The organism is Streptomyces sp. MJM8645 (genome assembly GCF_001625365.1).
Classification (GTDB): Bacteria; Actinomycetota; Actinomycetes; order Streptomycetales; family Streptomycetaceae; genus Kitasatospora.
Window position 1 is genome coordinate 6,951,324 of sequence record NZ_LJJF01000001.1, and the last position, 17,647, is coordinate 6,968,970.

Sequence of the window (17,647 nt, forward strand, 5' to 3'; positions counted from 1 at the left end):
GCTCCGCATCCGGAGGAGGGGCGGGGGTGGGACCGGGCCCGATCCGAACCGCGCCGGGGGCTCACGTCGTCGGGGCCAGTCGCAGCACCGCCAGCGCCCCCAGCAGGGTCGCCCCGGCCAGCACCGGCCACAGCACCCCCGGACCGGCCGCCAGCAGCGCCATCAGCGTCGCCGGCGCCGCCGCCCGGCCCACGCCCGAGGAGAGCTCCCAGCGTGCCAGCGCCCGCCCCAGCAGGTGTGGTGGGGCGGCGGCCGTCACCAGGGCCGTCCCCGCACCGGTGTAGAGGATCTCGCCCAGCGTGAACACCACCGAGACCGCCGCGGCGCCCGCCGCGCCCGCCGTGCCGCCCAGCGACCCGACCGCCCAGTACCCCAGGTAGGCCAGGGCCAGCGTCACCCCCGAGGCGGCCAGCACGGCCCGCCGCGAACGGTCCGCGAGCCGCAGCACCAGCACCAGCTGCAGCGCGACCACCAGCACGGTGTTGCCCACGAACACTCCCGACGACCACGCCGGGGAGGCGTGCAGGTGCAGCACCAGCAGCGCCGGCAGCGCCACCTCCAGCACGTCGAAGCAGAACGCGTACGGCAGGTTGGCGAGGCTCAGCAGGCTGATCCGCCGCAGCGACTCGCCCTGCTCCCGCACGTCCACCGCCCGGTCGGCGGCCCGGTGTGGCGCGCGCACCCGCAGCGACAGCACCAGCGCGGCGGCGGCCAGGCAGGCCGCGCCCGTCGCCCCGGCCAGCACCCGGATCGCGCCCGCCCCGCCGGTCACCACCAGCGTGGCCAGCAGCGCCCCCGCGCCCAGCCCCGCGTTGCGCAGCGACCGCCCGGCCGCCAGCGCGGCGTCCCGCAGCCGGCCCTCGGTCAGCGTGCTGACCACCGCCGCGTGCGTGGTCGGCCAGGACTGGCTGCCCACCCCGATCAGCACCGACGCCGCCACGAACCCCGGCAGGCCGTCCGCGACCAGCAGCGCCAGCGCGCCCGCCGCCCGCACCGCCAAGGTGGCCGCCGCCGGGAGGGTCCGGGCGCCGCGGTCGATCCACCGGCCGGTCAGCGGCATCACCAGCAGGCCCGCCACCATCCCCGCCGACATCGCCAGCCCCGCCGCCGCCGCGCCCAGGTGCAGCACCCCGATCCCGTACAGCAGCAGGAACGGCCGCAGCAGGCCGGAGCCCACCGCGTCCACCACCAGCGCGGCCGCGTACCGGGGCCCGCCCGCGGCGGTCAGCAGCCGCAGCAGCGTGAACGGGCCCCGGCGGCTCGTACCGATCGGCGGGGCCGGCGGCCGGCCGTCGCGGGCGGCGGTGTGGTCGCGGGCGGCGGCGTGGTCATGGACGGACTTCTCCTGGATCAGGCTCATGGCCGGTACCGTCCGCCCTGCCCGGCCCGCCGGGCACGTCGATTGACGCTAACCGTCAATCGACGCGGGAGCGGATCCGGGCGGGTGGCAGGATCGCCGTCGTGAGCGAACCGATCACCAAGAGGCGCGGGTGGGCGGACGCCCCTGCCGGGAGGAGCACGGCGGGCGCATGACCGTGACCATCGACATCACCGGCCTGCCCGACGAGCGCCTGCTCTTCACGCCGTCCCCGCTGGGCGAGCTGACCGCGATGCTGGACGTCCTCGCCGAGCCCGCGCACCACCCCGCGCTGCACGGCTGGGCGTCCAGCACCGCCGCGACGATCCCGCCGGTGCTGTCCGAGCGGCTGCTGGAGGCCGACTTCCTCTGGCGCTCCTCCCGCGCCGACTTCCTCGTCCCCGGCCTGCCCGGCGCCACCCTGGCCGACGAGCTCGACGCCGTCGACCGGATGGACGACGAGCTGTACGTCGCCGCCGCCCTCGTCACCACCTGCGGCTCCTCCCGGCCGGCCCGCCGGGTGTCCTCCCCGCTCACCGACCCGGTGGCCAACGAGCGGGCCCGCGAACTCGCGCTCGCCCGGGGCCCCCGGCAGGCCGCCTTCGCGGACCGGCTGCTCGCCGACCCGCCCGCCGTCCGGGCCCTCGTCCGGCGGATGCTGGAGGACTGCGAGTCGGCGTTCTTCGCCGACGCCTGGCAGCGCGTCCTGCCCGCCCTGGCCGCCGACGCCCGGCGCAAGGCCGACCTGCTGGCCCGGCGCGGCCCCGCCGAGGCGCTGGCCGCGGTCTCACCCTCCGTCACCCTCGACCAGAGCGCCGACGGGCGGCGGCGGATCGTCATCGACAAGCTCCAGGACAACGCCACCAGCGGCACCGACGGCGGCGGCGTCACCCTCATCCCCACCGCCTTCGGCCGGCCCCACCTCGTGGTGGTGTACACCCCCGGCTGGCGTCCCGTCCTCCAGTACCCCGTCGCCGAGGCGGGCATCCCCGAACCCGTCTCGTTGGCCCTCGTCCAGCAGCGGCTGGAGGCCCTCGCCCACCCCGTCCGGCTGCGCCTGGCCCGCACCATGGCCCGCGGCGCGCACACCACCGGCGAACTCGCCACCACCTGGCAGCTCAGCGCGCCCGAGGTGTCCCGGCACCTGGCCGTCCTGCGCAAGGCGGGGCTGCTCATCACCCAGCGGCGCGGGCGGTACATGCTCTACCAGCTCGACCTTCCGGGCAGCGCCCGGCTCGGTTCGGACTTCCTGGAGGCGTTGCTGCGGTGAGCGGTGTCGTGGTGACCGGCGGGCCGGCGAACCGGCAACAGGTGAGCGGGAACAGCGGGGGAGCGGAACGCGTTCGTCCGGGCATGACCGACGACGCCTCACCCCGCATCCTGCGCTACGCCGCCTTCACCACCCGCCCCGAGGGCGGCAACCCGGCGGGCGTCGTACTCGACGCCGCAGGCCTGACCGACGAGCGGATGCTCGCCATCGCCGCCGAGCTCGGCTACTCCGAGACGGCCTTCCTGACCGCGGGAGCGGCCGAAGGCGCCTACGGAGTCCGGTACTTCAGCCCGCTCACCGAGGTGCCGTTCTGCGGCCACGCCACGGTCGCCTCCGCCGTCGCGCTCGCCGCCCGCACCGGCCCCGGGCACTACGTCTTCACGACGGCCGCGGGCGAAGTCCCCGTACAGGTCGACCAGGACGCGGAGGGCGTCCTGCGCGCCACCCTGACCAGTGTCGAGCCGCAGGTGGAGGACGTGACCGACGCCGACGTCGACGAGGTCCTCGCCCTGCTCGGCTGGGCCCGCACCGACCTCGACCCGGCCCTGCCGCCCCGGATCGCCTACGCCGGCGCCCGCCACCTCGTCCTCGCCGCCGCCACCCGCGACCGCCTGGCCCGCCTCGACTACGACTTCGACGGCCTCGCCGCCTACACCCGGGCCCGCGACCTGGTGACCCTCCAACTCGTCTGGCGCGAGGCCCGGGACGTCTTCCACGTCCGCAACCCCTTCCCGGTCGGCGGCGTCGTCGAGGACCCGGCCACCGGCGCCGCCGCGGCCGCCTTCGGCGCCTACCTGCGGGAGCAGGGCGCGGCGGCGGCCCCGACGGTGCTGACCCTCCACCAGGGCGAGGACCTGGGCCGCCCGGGCGTGCTCCACGTCGAACTGCGGACGGCGGACAGCCGGATCCGGGTGTCCGGCGCGGCGGTGGCGATCCCGTAGCGCGAACGCGAACGCGATCGGCCCGGTCCCGGCCCGGTCCCGGCCCGGTCCCGGCCCGGTCCCGGCCCGGTCCCGGCCCGAGGCGTCCGGAAATTCGCTCGCATACGGGGCCCGGGTGGGCGAAGCTGCCCGGATGCAGCGAGCGAACGAACGCACCGTCACGGTCCATCTCACCCACGGGGGCGAGTACTTCGGCCCCGTGGGCCCGTTCGAGGCGGCGGGCGGGTGGTGGTCGTCGGTGGACGGGGTGGGAGCGCGGGCGGCCGAACTCGCCGGGGTGCCGGTGCTGGTGCTGCGGCTGGTGGAGGGGCGGAGCGAGCAGGGCGGGCGCGGCGGGCACGGCGGGCAGGTGTGCTACCACGCCGAGGCGCTGGAGCGGCCGACGGCCGTCGAAGCCAGGCCGCTGGACGCCGGGACGGCCGCGCTGCTCGGCCCCGCCGAGCGCCGCGCGGCCTGGGCCACGCCGGCCGGGCTGGGGGAGGCGCTGGCCTGGGCGGAGGCGGAGCTGGCCGGGGTCGGCCGTCCGGTCGCCGGCCCGGCGCGGCAGATCCGGACGTGGAACCTGTCGGGCCTCGTCCGCCTCCCGACGGCCACCGGCCGCGACGCCTGGCTGAAGACCACGACGCCCGCCTTCAACGCCCGGGAGGGCGAGGTGATCGCGCTGCTCGGCAGCGTCGACCCGGGGCTCGTGCCGCCGGTGCTGGCCGCCGACCCGGCGGGCGGGCGGCTGCTGCTGGACCACGTGCCCGGCGAGGACTGCTGGTCGCCGTCCCTCGACACCGTCGAGGAGGTGGTGCCCCGGCTGGTCGCCGCCCAGGCGGCGCTGGCCGCCGACGGGCGCGCGGCGACGGCCGGGCTGCGCGACCGGACGCCCCGCACCCTGCTCGCCCAGGCGCAGGCGCTGCTCGACCGGCTCCCCGGCGAGACCGACCTGACGCCCGGGGAACTGGCCGGCGTCCGCCGACTGGTCGCCGAACTCCCCGCTCTGCTGGAGGAGTTGGCGGCCTGCGGCCTCCCCGAGACCCTGGTGCACGGCGACTTCCACCCCGGCAACTGGCGCTCCGACGGCAAGCGTCCGGTGGTCGTCGACTACGCCGACTCCTACCTCGGCCACCCCGCCCTGGACGGGCTGCGCCCGCGCGCCTACCTCTCGCCGGAGCGCTGGCAGCACCTCGTCGAGGTCTGGCTGAAGGCCTGGAGCGAGCACGCGCCCGGATCCCGGCCGTGGCGCGCGCTGGAGCTGGTCGAACCGCTGTACCACCTGTCCTACGCGCTGCGCTACCAGGAGTTCCTGGACCACATCGAGGAGAGCGAACGCCCGTACCACGCGGGCGACCCGGCCGCCGAGCTGCGCGCGGCGCTGGCCTGTGGCGTTCCCGACCTCACGGGTCAGAACACCGAGGACGCGCCCTAGACTGCCGGGGTGGATCGGACGACGCCAGGCCCCGTGCTCCCGGAGCTGCCGCTCCAGGAACTGGAGTGCTTCTCCGTCCTGGTGCGCCAGTTGCACTTCGGGCGGACGGCGCAGCTCCTGGGCGTCTCGCAGGGCCGGGTCTCCCAGCTGATCAAGCGGCTGGAGGGCCGGGTCGGCGCCCCGGTGTTCGAACGGACCAGCCGGCGGGTCGAGTTGACCGAGCTGGGGCGCGAGCTGGCCGAGCAGGTGGTGCCCGCCGTCGACCGGCTCCGGGAGGGCTTCGAGGCGGCCCGCGCCCGGGCCGCCTCGACGGACCGGCCGCTGCGCCTGGGGTTCCAGTGCGCCGTGTACGAGCCGGTGGCCAGGGCGATCGCGGGCCTTCCGGAGGGCGCGGCCCAGCTCGTCGAACTGTCCTGGGGGGATCCGTTCTCGCACCTGGGCCGGGGTGAGATCGACCTGGCCATCGTGCTGTCCCCGTGCCGGGAGGACGGCCTGCGGGTGCTGCTGGAGTTCTCGCGGCAGCCGATGTACGTCGCCCTCTCCGCCGGGCACCGCCTGGCCGGGGCGGCGAGCGTCTCCACGGACGAACTGGCCGGGCTGGCGCTGATCGAACCGCGGGGGCCCGCCCCGGACTACTGGCGCCGGGTGAACGCCCCGCGGCAGGCGCCGGACGGGCGGGAACTGGCCTACCCGGCGGGCGCGGCCACGCTCCAGGAGGGGCTGTCGACGGTGGCCAGCACCCGCCTGGGGCTGCTGCTGTGCGAGGCGAGCACGGCGTACGTCCAGCGGCCGGACATCCGCTATCTGCCGGTGCCGGGCCTGGAACCGTCCACGCTGCTGGTGGTGCAGGGCGAGCGGCGGCCGCACCCGCTGGCCGGGGCCTTCGTACGGGCGCTCACCGCCGTGGGCGCGTGACGGCGGCGAGCAGCAGTCCGGCCGCCGTGATCAGCGCCGCCGTGAGGAGCACGGCGTGGGTCCCGGCCCGGTCGATGACCAGCCCGCCGGCGAGCGAGCCCAGCGCGATGCTCGCGTTGAACACGCCCGCCCACAGCGCCGCCGAGGCCTCGATCCGGGCGGGGTCGGCGATCCGGACCCAGGTCTGGGTGGAGATCGAGACCCCGCCGTACGAGGCGCCCCAGACGACGAGCGCGAGCAGCACCGCCACCACGCTCCCGGTGAGGAGCGGCAGCAGGGCGGTGGCGAGCGCGACGCCCGCGAGGGCGGTGGCCACGGCCGCCTTGGGGTGCCGGCCGGCCAGCGGGCCGAGGGTGAAGTTCCCGGCGACGCCGGCCAGTCCGTAGACCAGCAGGCAGGCGGCGATGACGCCGCTGCTCAGGCCTGCGTCGAGTTCGAGCACCGGCCGTACATACGTGTAGCCGGTGAAGTGGCCGAGCACGACCAGCGCCGTGACGGCGAGTCCGGCGGCGACGCCCCGGTTGCGCAGCGCGTCCGCGATCCGGTCGAGCCGGCCGCGCTCGTGGACGGGGAGGGCGGGGAGCGTGCGGGCGAGGACGGCGGCGGACACCGCGCCGAGCAGGGCGAGGGCCCAGAACGCGGAGCGCCAGCCGAGCAGTGCCGCGAGGTAGGTGCCGAGGGGGACGCCGAGCACCGAGGCGATGGAGACGCCGGAGAAGATCAGCGTGGTGGCGAGGGCGATCCGCGGCCCGTCGGCGAGGCGTGGGCCCAGCCCCGCGGTGATGCCCCACACGACGCCCATCGCGAGGCCGAGCAGGACGCGGGCGGCGGCCAGTACTGGGTAGCTGGGGGCGAGCGCGGTGAGCGCGTTGGCCAGCGACAGCAGCAGCATGAAGGCGATCAGCACGTGCTTGCGGTCCCGGAGCCCGGTGAGCGCGGGAACGAACGGGGACAGGACGGCGGCGAGGAGCCCGGTGATGGTCAGGGAGAGCCCGGTGACGCCGTCGGAGACGCCGAGGGTCTTCGAGACGGGGGTCAGCAGCCCCACGGGCATCATCTCGGCGGAGACCACGGTGAAGGTGGCGAGGGCCACGGCGGTGATCGGTGCCCAGCGGGGCGGGCTGCCGGGGGCGGCCGGGGGCGCGAGGGTGTCGGCGTCGGTCATGGGGCCAGCCCATCAGCCGCGCCGAGGGCGGAACAAGATCGATGAGCTCATCCGTCGATTAGCCAGGCTCATCGATCCGGGAACGCCCCCGGCGCCGCCCGCCGTGGTGCGGCAGGCGGCGCCGGGGGGCGCGGTCACTCCGCCGGGGCGATCCGGTAGCCACCCGCGGCCGAGTAGAGGGTCAGCGCCTCGACCGGGCAGAAGTCGACCGCGTCGGCCAGCGCCTCCGTCAGCTCGGCGCCGTCGGCCGCGTAGTCGGCCACCGGCTCGGCCAGCCCGTCGGCGCCGAGCGCCAGCGAGCCGGGGGCGCTCAGGGCGCACATCCCGGAGCCGATGCAGCGGTCCCGGTCGACCCGGACCACCACCGCGTCGGCGCCCGTCCCCGGCGTGGCCGTCACCAGGCGACCTGGAGGGTCTCGGGGCTGCGGGTGAGCAGGCCCCGCCGCCAGTCGATCTCCTCGACCGGCCCGGTCAGGCGCAGCGAGGGCAGCCGGCGGGCCAGGCGGTGCAGGGCGAGTTCGAGCTCCATCCGGGCCAGCCAGGCGCCCAGGCAGTGGTGCGGCCCGGCGCCGAAGGTCAGCATCGGCGCGGCCAGCGGGGAGAACAGCTCGGTGAGCAGGTCCCCGGTGAAGACCGTCGGGTCCTGGTTGGCGGCGACGGTGTCGGCGGCGACGACGCTGCCCGCCGGGATGACCACCCCGCCGATCTCGACGTCCTCGATGGTGCGGCGCAGCAGGCCGGGCAGGTGCTGGCCGTCGCCGAGCGGGACGGCGCGCAGGATCTGCTCGGTCGCGGCGGTCGCGCTGGCCTCGTCGGAGGCGAGCCGCTGCCAGGCCTCGCGGTCCTCGGTGAGCAGGTAGACCAGCGCGTTGCCGAGGCTCGTCATGGTGGTCTCGTGGCCGGCCACGACGAGGCCGATGACCAGCGTGACCAACTGCTCCTCGGCGATCGAACCGTCCTCGGCCGCGGCCGCCAGCAGGCTGCTGACCAGGTCCTCGCCGGGGTCGGCGCGGCGTTCGGCGATCACCGCGGCGCCGAAGCCGGCGAACTCGGCCATGGCGGTGGCGATCTCCTCGGCCGTGTAGGCGGTGGCGGAGAGCGCGTGGTCGCTCCAGTGCGAGAGCTTCTTGCCGTCCAGGTTGTCGAGCCCCATCAGCCGGGTGATCACCTGGACCGGCAGCTTGCGGCTGTAACCGGCCACGATGTCGGCGGGGGAGCCGTGGTCGATCATCTCGTCGATCAGGGCCTCGACCACCGAGGCGACCCAGGGCCGCCAGCGGGCGATGGCGCGCGGCGTGAAGGCCCGCTGCACGGTGCGGCGCAGCCGCTGGTGCTCGGTGCCGTCGATGTTCAGCAGGCCCTGCGGGCTGTCGAGGATGTTTGGGATGACGGCGATCGGCGGCGCGTCCGGCGCGTACAGCGGGGCGCGGCCCAGGCGCGGGTCGGTCAGCACCTGCCGCACGTCCGCGTGGCGGCTGACCAGCCAGACGGGCGTGCCGGTCGGCAGCGCGGCGAGCCGGGGCGGGCCGGGCTCCAGGCGGCGCAGGCAGTGCATCGGGATGAGCGGGACGGTGCCGGTTCCGGCACCGGTCGCACTGTTCTCGGCGGACATCCGTACTCCAGACTCCAGGGCGGGGGGCCGTACGTGACGGCCCGACGGGGGGTGGAACCGGGATGGTGCGGGGACGGGTGGGGCGGGCCGGCGGGCGGCTCGGCCCGGGCCGGGTTCGGCGGACCGGGACGAACGGCGGATCGGGTGGGACGGCGGACCGGGACGAACGGCGGATCAGGTGGGACGAACGGCGGATCGAAGGCGGAAGCGAAGGCGAACGCGGACCGGAACGGGGGATGGCGCGAATCGTGCGACGGCGTACGGTCGGTACGCCTCGGCGCGGACGGCGCGCGGTGGCGCACCGTCGGGTGGGGCGGATGTGCTGAGCGTGGTCGCGTGGACCGCTTCTGCTACGACCGTACGTGGGCGGCGGTGCGCGCGTCAGCGGCACTTCCAGCCAACGGCGCTCCTTTCCGGGCACTTCGAGGCACGCTGACGGGCGCTCGGCGCCGCCCGCGCGCCCTGCCCTGCGGGCCACGCCGGGGGGTCCGGCGGATATCTCGACGGCATATGACGCCTTTGCGGCCGGTGCGGTGAGCCGGATCACCGGGCCCGCCCCGTCGGCGCCCGTCGCTACGGGCGCTACGCTTCGTGGGCAGTCGTTTGTCGCAGGTCACGCCGGTGCAGAGCCGCATCGGCCGACGGAGGTGGAATCGGATGGCCCAGCAGGTCAAGGCAGTCATCGCGCGCGCCAAGGGCGCGCCCGTGGAGGTGACCACGATCGTGGTGCCGGACCCGGGGCCGGGCGAGGCGGTGGTCAAAATCCAGGCCTGCGGGGTCTGCCACACCGACCTCCACTACCGCGAGGGCGGCATCAACGACGAGTTCCCGTTCCTGCTCGGGCACGAGGCGGCGGGCGTCGTCGAGTCGGTCGGCGAGGGCGTCACCGAGGTCGAGCCGGGCGACTTCGTCGTCCTCAACTGGCGCGCGGTGTGCGGCCAGTGTCGCGCCTGCCGGCGCGGCCGCGCGCAGTACTGCTTCAACACCCACAACGCCAAGCAGAAGATGACGCTGCTGGACGGCACCGAGCTGTCCCCGGCGCTGGGGATCGGCGCGTTCGCCGAGAAGACCCTGGTCGCGGCCGGCCAGTGCACCAAGGTCGACCCGGCGGTCTCGCCGGCCGTCGCCGGCCTGCTGGGCTGCGGTGTGATGGCGGGCATCGGCGCCGCCATCAACACCGGGGGCGTCGGCCGCGGCGACTCGGTCGCGGTGATCGGCTGCGGCGGCGTCGGCGGCGCGGCCGTGATGGGCTCGCGGCTGGCGGGCGCGTCGAAGATCATCGCCGTCGACATCGACGACCGCAAGCTGGAGACGGCCCGCAGGCTCGGCGCCACCCACACCGTCAACTCCCGCAGCACCGACCCGGTCGAGGCGATCCGGGAGCTGACCGGCGGCAACGGCGCGGACGTGGTGGTCGAGGCGGTCGGCCGCCCGGAGACGTACAAGCAGGCCTTCTACGCCCGCGACCTGGCCGGCACCGTCGTCCTGGTCGGCGTGCCCACGCCGGAGATGACGCTGGAGCTGCCGCTGCTCGACGTGTTCGGCCGCGGCGGCGCGCTGAAGTCCTCCTGGTACGGCGACTGCCTGCCCTCGCGGGACTTCCCGATGCTGATCGACCTCCACCTCCAGGGCCGCCTGGACCTCGGGGCGTTCGTCACCGAGACCATCGAACTCGACGCGGTGGAGCAGGCGTTCGAGCGCATGCACCAGGGCGACGTGCTCCGTTCGGTCGTGGTCCTGTGAACGCGCGGATCGACCGGCTGGTCACCGCCGGGACCTTCGAACTCGACGGTGGCAGCTGGGAGGTGGAGAACAACGTCTGGATCGTCGGCGACGACGAGCAGGCGGTGGTGATCGACGCCGCGCACGACGCCGACGCGATCGAGGCCGCGCTCGGCGGGCGCCGGCTGCTGGCGATCGTCTCCACCCACGCGCACAACGACCACATCGACGCCGCCCCGGCCCTCGCGGCCCGCACCGGCGCGCCGATCCTGCTGCACCCGGACGACCTGCCGCTGTGGAAGCTCACCCACCCCGAGCGCCTCCCGGACGGCGAACTCGCCGACGGGCAGCGGATCGAGGTCGCCGGCACCGAGCTGACCGTCCTGCACACCCCGGGCCACGCCCCGGGCGCGGTCTGCCTGTACGCGCCGGAGCTCGGCACCGTCTTCACCGGCGACACCCTGTTCCACGGGGGCCCGGGCGCGACCGGCCGGTCGTTCTCGCACTTCCCGACGATCATCGACTCGATCCGCGAGCGGCTGCTGTCGCTCCCGGCCGAGACGGTGGTCCGCACCGGCCACGGCGACCCGACCACCATCGGCGCCGAGGCCCCGGCCCTGCCGGACTGGATCGCCCGCGGGCACTGACCGCGAACGGCCCCCGGAGCACGCCGCGTGCTCCGGGGGCCGTAGCATCGCGATCATGGCCCATGATCCCCGCGACCTCGACGACGCCTTCCTCGCCTTCTGGCGCGAGCGTCACATCGCCACCCTGACCACCGCTCGCCCGGACGGCTCGCCGCACGTGGTGCCGGTCGGCGTGACGTACCAGCCGGAGACCGGGACGGCCCGGGTGATCACCAGCCGCACCAGCCGCAAGGCGCGCAACGTGGCGGCGGCCGGCCCGCAGGGCCTGCGGGTCGCGGTCTGCCAGGTGGACCGGGCCCGCTGGTCGACCCTGGAGGGTGTCGCCGTCGTCCGGGACGAGCCGGAGCAGGTCGCCGACGCCGAGCGGCGCTACACCGAGCGCTACCGCGAACCCCGGGCGAACCCGGACCGGGTGGTCATCGAGATCGCCGTCGACCGCGTCCTCGGCCGGCCCTGAGAGCCCTGCTCCCGGGCTTCCTCACGCGCGACCGGCGCCCATTCTGAGCGCGAGCTCGCGGGCGTGGTCGGCCGCCGCCGGGCCGCGGCCGGAGTCGGGCGCCTCGGAGAGGAAGACGAGCGCCAGCATCAGCGCGGCGTCCAGCCGGCCCACGACCAGGCACGGATCGTCGTCGGCCGGGGCGGTCGCCGTCCTCGCGTACCCGCTGCGGACCGCCGCCGGGTCGAGGCCGTTCTCCGGGTACCGGGCGTACTCGACGAGCCGGCCGAACTCCACGGCCGGGGGCCCGAGCAGGGCGTTCGACCAGTCCAGCAGGGCGACCGCCCGCCCCTGGTGGCGGCGGATGTTGTCGCTGCGCACGTCGAGGTGCAGCAGGCTGTCCTCGGTGCAGCCGGTGAGGTGGCCGGCGACCAGGGAAGCGGCCGGCGGCTCGGGCCAGTCGTCGACGCGGCGGCCGATCTCGGCCCAGCGGCGCCCGATGCGTGCGGCGATCGCCGCCGCCGTGCTGGTTCCCTCCGCCGCGACCGGCCTCAGCTTCGGCGGCGGCACCCGGTGGAGCCGCGCGAGGAGGTGACCCAGCTCGAAGGAGTCGAGGTCCGAGCCGTCGTCGGGGACGTAGGCGGACAGCAGCACGTCGGGGGCGGCCGGGTCGTCCGCCAGGACGAGCTCCCTCGGCTGCGCGACCGGCAGGCCGTGGGCGGCCAGGTGCTTCGCGATGACGTACTCCTGCCGGAGCAGGGTCCGGGTGTCCACGTGGGGGTCGTTGGCGTTCGACTCGAACCGCTGGCGTGCGAGCCGCACCGCGACGGGCTGGCCGTCCTGCGCCTGCGCCCGGAACACGGAGAACTCCAGGCCCTTGCCGACGAGTTCCAGGCCGCTCAGGCCCCACCGCTCGGCCAGGTCGTCCAATGCGGCGAATCGCTCACTCATGTGCACCTTCGGGGTTTCGCGGTCGCAGGTCGGCCTGCGTCTTTCACCACCAGTGTGAAGGCGCCGGGCGGGCACGTCAGGCGTTCACCGGAGATGGCGCGGGACGACGAGGGATGGCGCAGGTGCGGCCCCTGCCCGGCTCAGCCCCGGTTGTGGTCGCCGGCCGCGCCGTCGAGGAGTTCGCGCAGGATGTCCACGTGGCCCGCGTGCCGCGTGGTCTCCGTCACCATGTGGATGAGCACCCAGCGCAGCGAAACGGCGTCGCCGAACCAGGCCTTGCCCAGGTCGTCGAGGTCGAGTTCGCCGATCACCTGGTCGGCGGCGGCGCGGGCGCGGGCGTAGAACGCCAGGACGTCCTCGGTGGACTCGTGCGGCTCCACCCTCATGTCGGAGGTCTCGTCGGCCTCCAGGTCGAAGGGCAGGGGCCCCGTCTCGCGGCCGAACGCCTCGCAGAACCAGCCCAGCTCGGCACCCCCCAGGTGCTTGACCAGGCCCAGCAGGTTCGTCCCCGACGGGGTCATCGGCCGCCGCAGCTGCTCGTCGTCCAGGCCGTCGAGCTTCCACAGCACCGCGTCGCGGTGCCGGTCGAGGGCGACCTGCAGACTGTCCTTCTCAGCACCGGTGAACGGTACGCGCTTCATCATGGGCGGACCGTACCAGCCGTCACCGACAGTGCCGCCGGGCCGGTGGCCGGGCCCCGTCCGGTCACGCCTGCGCGCGGAACGGGGCCGTCCGGCCGGGGTGGCGCCGCGTCAGGCGGAGCGGTGGTAGGAGGTGAGCGAGATCCGGACCGGGCCGTCGTCGGCGGCCGTGGCGAGGATGCGGACGATGGCGATGTCCTGGCCGCCCTGGGCGCGGACGCAGAAGCTGCGGTCGGTGCGCAGGGCGTTGAAGGGCAGGGTGGAGACCGGCTGGGTCTCGACGCCCTTGACGCAGTCGGGGAGGGTGAGCCGGCCGGTCGGCGCGACGTAGGCGTCGCTGTCCTCGGGGATGTAGAACTCGCCGGCGTGGCGGCCCAGGTACCAGGTGGAGGCGTCCTGGGCGGTGACCTTCCCGGCCTTGAGGTCGAACTCGTAGCTGGGGTCGGGGGAGGTGAGTTCGAGGTTGGTGTGGACGGCGGTGTACCCGGGGGCCGGTGTGGCGGCGGTGGTGGCCGGGGCGGTGGCGGACGGGGTGGTGGCGGCGCCGGCGGACGGGGTGAGGCCGGCGGCGACGTTCTGGTCGTCGAGGTCGTCGAGGTACTCGGGATCGAGCAGGACGAACGCGGCCGCGGCGCCGACGAGGAGGGCGGCGGTGGTCAGGAGCACGGTGCGGGTGCGGGTGTGCCGGCGGGCGGGGGCGGCGGGCTCGGGTCTGTCGGGGGCCGGTTGCAGCCGGGTGGGCGACGGGGCGGGGAGGCCGAGCGTGGTCGGGGCGTCGGCCGCGGCCCGGGCCGGGGAGAGGACGGTGGCGGGCGGGGCGGGTGTGGCGGGCGTGGTCGGCAGGTCGCTGTGGCGGCGGATCGCGCTGCTGACCTGCTGGGGCAGCCAGTCGTCGGAGAAACGGAGTTCGCCGCCGGTGGCGGGGTGCCGGCGGGCGGCCTCGATCAGCTGGGCGGTGCCCGGCCGGTCCTCGGGGCGCTTGGCCAGGCAGTGCCGGACCAGTTCGTGCAGTCCGGGCGGCAGGTGGGAGAGGTCGGGCTCCTCGTGCACCGCCCGGTACAGCGAGGCGGGCTCGGGCCCGTCGCCGAAGGGGGGAGTGCCGGAGCCGACGTAGGCGATCAGGGCGCCCAGCGCGAAGACGTCGGTGGCCGGGGCGGCGGACAGGCCGAGGGCCTGTTCGGGGGCCATGAAGCCGGGCGAGCCGATCCGCAGGCCGATGCCGGTGAGCGGGCTGGCGTCGGCGGCCCGGGCGATGCCGAAGTCGATGACGCGGGGGCCGTCGGCGGCGACGAGGACGTTGCCGGGCTTGAGGTCGCGGTGGACGACGCCCGCCGCGTGGATCGCCTGGAGGGCCTCGGCGATGCCGGCGAGGAGCAGCAGGACGGTCCGTTCGGGCAGCGGTCCGTAGTGGTGGACGACCTGCTGGAGGGAGGGGCCGGGCACGAAGGTGGTGGCCAGCCAGGGAGTGGCGGCGTCGGTGCCCGCGTCGACCACCTGGGCGGTGTAGAGGCCGTGGATGCGCCGGGCGCTGGCGACCTCCTGGGCGAAGCGGTGCCGGAACTCGGGGTCCTCGGCGAGTTCGGGCCGGACGACCTTGAGCGCGACCGGCCGCCCGCCGGGGGTGTAGGCCAGGTAGACGAGGCCCATGCCGCCCGCGCCGAGCCGCGCGCAGAGGCGGTAGCCGCCGACCTCGCGGGGGTCGTCCGGGGACAGCGCCTGGAACGCCGTGGGCGACGGGGCGCCGAAGGGCTCTGCGGTCATGCTGGCTCCCAGCGGGTCGTGCGGGTGGGACGGGGGAGTGGCGGAGCGGGGCAAAGCAAGGCAGGACGGGGCAAGGCGAGGGCGCGGCGGGCGGTCGGGCCGGGGCCCGGACGGACGTCGGCGTCGTGAAGCGCACCGGATCATAACCCGACTGGGATTTCAGTCAGGAATGGGGTCCTCCGATCGGCCGGTGCCCCCTCCGGGTAAGGTGATTCCTTGTGGCTGACCGTCGAACCTTGATCATGGAAGCGGCTGCGCGGGTCATCGCCCGGCGCGGCGTCCGCGGGCTGCGCGTGGAGGAACTGGCGGCGGAGGCGGGTGTTTCGACCGCGCTGATCTACTACCACTTCAAGGACCGCGCGGGGATCCTCCGCGCGACGCTGGAGTTCATCAACGACCGGGCCGAGCGCTACACGACGGAGCGCGCGGCGGACGCGCCGCCGCTGGACGCCCGGGGCGAGCTGGAGCAGACGCTGCTGCTGGAGCTCCAGGACACCCCCGAGGTGCGGGAGAACAGCACGGCCTGGGGCGAGCTGCGGGCGAGTGCGGTGTTCGACCCGGAGCTGCGGGAGGACCTGGCCCGGGCCACCCTCGTCTGGGTCCAGGAGGTCGCGGAGCTGCTCGGGCAGGTGCGGCCGATGAATGGGGCCGCCGCCCTGGCGGCCTCGGCCGAGCGGCTGACCGCGCTGCTGGAGGGGCTGAGCGTCCGTTGGCTCAGCGGCAGCCTGCCGGTGGCGCACGCGCGTGAGCTGATGGCCGGCGCGATCGAGGCCGAAGTGGAGCGACTGCGCGGGTAGCGTGCGTCGCGTTCCGGCCCCGGGCGAGGCGGCCCGGGGCCCTTTTCCCGTGTCGGGGTCGGCCGGGCAGTTCCATGATCTGGAGCTTGACTGAAAATTCAGTCAATGTCAGAGTTGCGGCTGCGGGGCCACCGGTCACTCGGTGGGCAATACTTGATTTGGAGATCCGTCATGAGCAACACCCACGGTGACAACCGCTCCCTGTTCGACCGCCTCTTCGGGGCCCCGACCCCGCCCCCGCACCAGGCGGAGCACGGGCTGCCGTACGCCGGCGAGGCCGGGCTCCCGCAGTGGTGGGTGGACCGCGACGACGTCCCGCACGCCCGCACCTGGATGTCCTGGCCGTCCCGCAAGTCCGTCTGGGGCCGGCAGCTGGCGGGTGTCCAGCAGGACATCGCGCTCATCGCCCGGACCATCGCCCGCTTCGAGCCGGTGGTCATGTGCGCCCCGGACGACTACAGCGTCCGGGAGGCCCAGTCCCTGTGCGGACCCGCCGTCACCGTGACGGACGCCGTCCCCACCGACGACCTCTGGATGCGGGACACCGCCCCGGTGTTCCGGCGCGACGGCTACGGCCGGCTCGACGCCGTCGGCCTCAACTTCAACGGCTGGGGCGGCAAGCAGACCCACCGGGACGACGCCGAGGTCGCGCGCGGCATCGCCGAGATGCTCCGACTCCCCTTCTCCTACGCGGAGTTCGTCGGCGAGGGCGGCTCGGTCGAGACCGACGGCGACGGCACCCTGATGGCCACCGAGAGCAGCCTGGTCAACAAGAACCGCAACCGGGGCATGAGCCGGGACGAGATCGAGGAGGCCGTCCTGGAGGTGTACGGCGCGGACAAGATGATCTGGGTCCCCGGGATCAAGGGCCAGGACATCACCGACGACCACATCGACGTCACCTCCCGGTTCGTCCGGCCGGGCGTCGTCCTGGTGCAACTGCCCCCGGCGGACCGCCACGACGTCTGGGCCCGGGACGCCCGGGAGCAGTTCGACATCCTCTCCCGGGCCACCGACGCCAGGGGCCGCAGGCTCCAGGTGATCCGGGTGGATGGTCCCGACACCGTCCGCTCGCGCGACTCGAAGTTCGTCGACTCGTACCTGAACTTCCATGTCGTCAACGGGGGCGTGATCGCCGCCCAGTTCGGCGACGTGTACAAGGACGAGGCCGCCCGGCGCACCCTCGCCGAGGCCTTCCCCGGGCGCGAGGTCGTCCAGCTCGACGTCGACCGCCTGATGGCCGGGGGCGGCGGCATCCACTGCTCCACGATGCAGGAACCGCTGCCTTAGGGCCTGTCCGGTCGACCGGGCCCAGCAGATCCTGAAGACGCGCCCTAGGCGCGCCAGCCCGCGATCTCCGTGCCGATCGCCTCGCCGAGCAGGCTGCGCGCGCGGTCGAGCGGCAGCGAGCCGCTCAGCCACCGGATGCTGAGGCCCTCCAGGAGCGCGGTGAGGCGTTCGGCGGAGGCCGCGTGCGCGGGCGCGGTGCCGAACGGGTGGGCGCGGCCGAGCAGGCCGGCGATCTCGTGCACCCAGGTGTGGGTGGCCCTGGCCAGGTCCTCGCGGAGGCGGGACTCGAAGACCGCGCTCGCCCGTAACTCGCCCCAGGCGGTGCTGTTCTCGCGGACCTCGGTGGAGTCCTGGAGTTCCAGCAGCAGGGCCTGGGCCAGTTCGCTCCAGGGGTCGTCCGCGGGCGCCCCGGGCTCCGGTTCGGCGGTGTAGCGGTCGGCCCGTTCGCCGATGAACTCCAGGGTCTCGCGGAGGATCCCGGCGCGGTCGGTGAAGTGGTAGTAGATCAGCGAGGTCGACACCCCGGCCTCGGCCGCCAGTTCCCCCACCCGCAGTCCGCGTACGCCGCGTCGCGCGATGAGTCGTGTGGCCGCTCTCAGTATCTCTGTTCGACGGTCTGGCATGGTGGTCCACTGTACTCGAAATATTGACTGAACTTTTAGTCTGGCTTGAGAGGCGCCCGCCCCGGCCTCCCGGCCCGGCGGATCGCCCGATTCGCCCGATCGGCG

The 17,647-nt window shown here is 75.0% G+C and carries 17 protein-coding genes; 9 read left to right on the plus strand and 8 right to left on the minus strand.

Going from position 1 to position 17,647, the window contains the following annotated elements; genetic code table 11:
* Positions 1 to 61: 61 nt before the first annotated feature.
* Positions 62 to 1,360: an MFS transporter gene (locus A6F73_RS29325; protein WP_079136116.1), complete on the minus strand. Its 1,299-nt coding sequence runs from the start codon at positions 1,358 to 1,360 to the stop codon at positions 62 to 64.
* Positions 1,361 to 1,529: 169 nt separating this feature from the next.
* Here A6F73_RS29325 and A6F73_RS29330 point away from each other — a divergent pair, with 169 nt between their 5' ends.
* The 4 genes from A6F73_RS29330 to A6F73_RS29345 all read left to right on the plus strand — a co-directional run bounded on the left by A6F73_RS29330 (position 1,530) and on the right by A6F73_RS29345 (position 5,897).
* Positions 1,530 to 2,627 carry a DUF5937 family protein gene (locus tag A6F73_RS29330; protein ID WP_063350527.1) on the plus strand — a complete coding sequence of 366 codons (1,098 nt, stop codon included), beginning with the start codon at positions 1,530 to 1,532 and terminating at the stop codon, positions 2,625 to 2,627.
* A gap of 83 nt (positions 2,628 to 2,710) precedes the next feature.
* Positions 2,711 to 3,568, plus strand: coding sequence for a PhzF family phenazine biosynthesis isomerase (locus A6F73_RS29335; protein ID WP_063350528.1), 858 nt, complete (start codon positions 2,711 to 2,713; stop codon positions 3,566 to 3,568).
* Between the two features lie 133 nt (positions 3,569 to 3,701).
* Positions 3,702 to 4,982, plus strand: a complete 1,281-nt coding sequence (locus A6F73_RS29340; RefSeq protein WP_063350529.1) for an aminoglycoside phosphotransferase family protein — start codon at positions 3,702 to 3,704, stop codon at positions 4,980 to 4,982.
* A 9-nt stretch (positions 4,983 to 4,991) separates the two neighbouring features.
* On the plus strand, positions 4,992 to 5,897 hold the full coding sequence (locus tag A6F73_RS29345; protein ID WP_063350530.1) for a LysR family transcriptional regulator: 906 nt from the start codon (positions 4,992 to 4,994) through the stop codon (positions 5,895 to 5,897).
* On the opposite strand, the gene A6F73_RS29350 is transcribed toward A6F73_RS29345, so the two are convergent.
* The 3 genes from A6F73_RS29350 to A6F73_RS29360 form a co-directional block, all read right to left on the minus strand.
* Positions 5,878 to 7,062 (minus strand): MFS transporter, encoded by a 1,185-nt coding sequence (locus A6F73_RS29350; RefSeq protein ID WP_208869127.1) that lies wholly within the window; start codon positions 7,060 to 7,062, stop codon positions 5,878 to 5,880. The genes A6F73_RS29345 and A6F73_RS29350 overlap by 20 nt on opposite strands.
* Before the next feature lie 134 nt (positions 7,063 to 7,196).
* A complete protein-coding gene (locus A6F73_RS29355; RefSeq protein WP_079136117.1) occupies positions 7,197 to 7,460 on the minus strand; it encodes a ferredoxin in 264 nt (87 codons plus the stop codon).
* Positions 7,457 to 8,674: a cytochrome P450 gene (locus A6F73_RS29360; RefSeq protein ID WP_063350531.1), complete on the minus strand. Its 1,218-nt coding sequence runs from the start codon at positions 8,672 to 8,674 to the stop codon at positions 7,457 to 7,459. Before A6F73_RS29360 ends, A6F73_RS29355 begins: the two co-directional genes overlap by 4 nt.
* A gap of 657 nt (positions 8,675 to 9,331) precedes the next feature.
* On the opposite strand from A6F73_RS29360, the gene A6F73_RS29365 reads away from it, so the two are divergent.
* The 3 genes from A6F73_RS29365 to A6F73_RS29375 are packed head-to-tail and all read left to right on the plus strand — an operon-like array spanning position 9,332 to position 11,500.
* Positions 9,332 to 10,417 carry an S-(hydroxymethyl)mycothiol dehydrogenase gene (locus tag A6F73_RS29365; protein ID WP_063350532.1) on the plus strand — a complete coding sequence of 362 codons (1,086 nt, stop codon included), beginning with the start codon at positions 9,332 to 9,334 and terminating at the stop codon, positions 10,415 to 10,417.
* Positions 10,414 to 11,043, plus strand: a complete 630-nt coding sequence (locus A6F73_RS29370; protein WP_063350533.1) for an MBL fold metallo-hydrolase — start codon at positions 10,414 to 10,416, stop codon at positions 11,041 to 11,043. The genes A6F73_RS29365 and A6F73_RS29370 overlap by 4 nt, the downstream gene beginning before the upstream one ends.
* Positions 11,044 to 11,098: 55 nt before the next feature.
* Complete coding sequence (locus tag A6F73_RS29375) at positions 11,099 to 11,500, plus strand: TIGR03618 family F420-dependent PPOX class oxidoreductase (RefSeq protein WP_063350534.1); 402 nt, start codon at positions 11,099 to 11,101, stop codon at positions 11,498 to 11,500.
* 21 nt (positions 11,501 to 11,521) lie between these two features.
* On the opposite strand, the gene A6F73_RS29380 is transcribed toward A6F73_RS29375, so the two are convergent.
* The 3 genes from A6F73_RS29380 to A6F73_RS43495 all read right to left on the minus strand — a co-directional run bounded on the left by A6F73_RS29380 (position 11,522) and on the right by A6F73_RS43495 (position 14,832).
* Positions 11,522 to 12,430: a phosphotransferase gene (locus A6F73_RS29380; RefSeq protein ID WP_079136118.1), complete on the minus strand. Its 909-nt coding sequence runs from the start codon at positions 12,428 to 12,430 to the stop codon at positions 11,522 to 11,524.
* A 140-nt stretch (positions 12,431 to 12,570) separates the two neighbouring features.
* Complete coding sequence (locus A6F73_RS29385; RefSeq protein ID WP_063350536.1) at positions 12,571 to 13,074, minus strand: DinB family protein; 504 nt, start codon at positions 13,072 to 13,074, stop codon at positions 12,571 to 12,573.
* A 108-nt stretch (positions 13,075 to 13,182) separates the two neighbouring features.
* Entirely contained in the window at positions 13,183 to 14,832 is a 1,650-nt protein-coding gene (locus tag A6F73_RS43495; RefSeq protein WP_063350537.1) for a serine/threonine-protein kinase, read from the minus strand.
* 218 nt (positions 14,833 to 15,050) lie between these two features.
* On the opposite strand from A6F73_RS43495, the gene A6F73_RS29395 reads away from it, so the two are divergent.
* Both A6F73_RS29395 and A6F73_RS29400 read left to right on the plus strand, forming a co-directional pair.
* Entirely contained in the window at positions 15,051 to 15,629 is a 579-nt protein-coding gene (locus tag A6F73_RS29395; protein ID WP_244293542.1) for a TetR/AcrR family transcriptional regulator, read from the plus strand.
* A 171-nt stretch (positions 15,630 to 15,800) separates the two neighbouring features.
* Positions 15,801 to 16,919, plus strand: coding sequence for an agmatine deiminase family protein (locus tag A6F73_RS29400; RefSeq protein WP_079136119.1), 1,119 nt, complete (start codon positions 15,801 to 15,803; stop codon positions 16,917 to 16,919).
* 44 nt (positions 16,920 to 16,963) lie between these two features.
* On the opposite strand, the gene A6F73_RS29405 is transcribed toward A6F73_RS29400, so the two are convergent.
* A complete protein-coding gene (locus A6F73_RS29405) occupies positions 16,964 to 17,542 on the minus strand; it encodes a TetR/AcrR family transcriptional regulator (protein ID WP_063350539.1) in 579 nt (192 codons plus the stop codon).
* Positions 17,543 to 17,647: the final 105 nt, after the last annotated feature.

Coding starts and splice junctions, on each gene's coding strand:
- A6F73_RS29325 (WP_079136116.1), bottom strand. CDS start 1,360: ATGAGCCTGATCCAGGAGAAGTCCGTCCATGACCACGCCGCCGCCCGC.
- A6F73_RS29330 (WP_063350527.1), top strand. CDS start 1,530: ATGACCGTGACCATCGACATCACCGGCCTGCCCGACGAGCGCCTGCTC.
- A6F73_RS29335 (WP_063350528.1), top strand. CDS start 2,711: ATGACCGACGACGCCTCACCCCGCATCCTGCGCTACGCCGCCTTCACC.
- A6F73_RS29340 (WP_063350529.1), top strand. CDS start 3,702: ATGCAGCGAGCGAACGAACGCACCGTCACGGTCCATCTCACCCACGGG.
- A6F73_RS29350 (WP_208869127.1), bottom strand. CDS start 7,062: ATGACCGACGCCGACACCCTCGCGCCCCCGGCCGCCCCCGGCAGCCCG.
- A6F73_RS29360 (WP_063350531.1), bottom strand. CDS start 8,674: ATGTCCGCCGAGAACAGTGCGACCGGTGCCGGAACCGGCACCGTCCCG.
- A6F73_RS29365 (WP_063350532.1), top strand. CDS start 9,332: ATGGCCCAGCAGGTCAAGGCAGTCATCGCGCGCGCCAAGGGCGCGCCC.
- A6F73_RS29375 (WP_063350534.1), top strand. CDS start 11,099: ATGGCCCATGATCCCCGCGACCTCGACGACGCCTTCCTCGCCTTCTGG.
- A6F73_RS29380 (WP_079136118.1), bottom strand. CDS start 12,430: ATGAGTGAGCGATTCGCCGCATTGGACGACCTGGCCGAGCGGTGGGGC.
- A6F73_RS29385 (WP_063350536.1), bottom strand. CDS start 13,074: ATGATGAAGCGCGTACCGTTCACCGGTGCTGAGAAGGACAGTCTGCAG.
- A6F73_RS43495 (WP_063350537.1), bottom strand. CDS start 14,832: ATGACCGCAGAGCCCTTCGGCGCCCCGTCGCCCACGGCGTTCCAGGCG.
- A6F73_RS29400 (WP_079136119.1), top strand. CDS start 15,801: ATGAGCAACACCCACGGTGACAACCGCTCCCTGTTCGACCGCCTCTTC.
- A6F73_RS29405 (WP_063350539.1), bottom strand. CDS start 17,542: ATGCCAGACCGTCGAACAGAGATACTGAGAGCGGCCACACGACTCATC.